Raw genomic sequence first — 258 nt, 5'->3', positions numbered from 1 at the left:
GACCGCGCCGCATCCACGTCGGCATGACTCGTATGGCCGCACCGGCCGCAGCGGAAGGTTGCGCGGTCCGGCCGATTATCGCGGCAGGTGTAGCCGCAGCTGCTGCACTGCTGCGAGCTGTACGCCGCGTTCACCTCGACCGTCTCCACGCCGAACCGCTCTTCCAGATCCTGCAGCTTCTGACGGAACACGGCCCGGCCGCAGCGCCGGATGAGGCGATTCATCCGCTTCGACAGGTCCGGGTGCGAGAAGTCCAGC

General features: G+C 67.8%; 1 protein-coding gene. It reads right to left on the bottom strand.

Annotated elements, in window-relative coordinates; all coding sequences use genetic code 11:
* On the bottom strand, positions 1 to 258 hold a 258-nt coding region (locus tag R0J92_RS24340; RefSeq protein WP_411053574.1), incomplete at both ends, for a zinc ribbon domain-containing protein.

This window comes from Tritonibacter sp. SIMBA_163 (assembly GCF_046535935.1).
GTDB classification, from domain to species: domain Bacteria; phylum Pseudomonadota; class Alphaproteobacteria; order Rhodobacterales; family Rhodobacteraceae; genus Epibacterium; species Epibacterium scottomollicae.
Note: the sequence above shows the minus strand (reverse complement) of the source record. Positions and strands in the feature narration are given on the sequence as shown.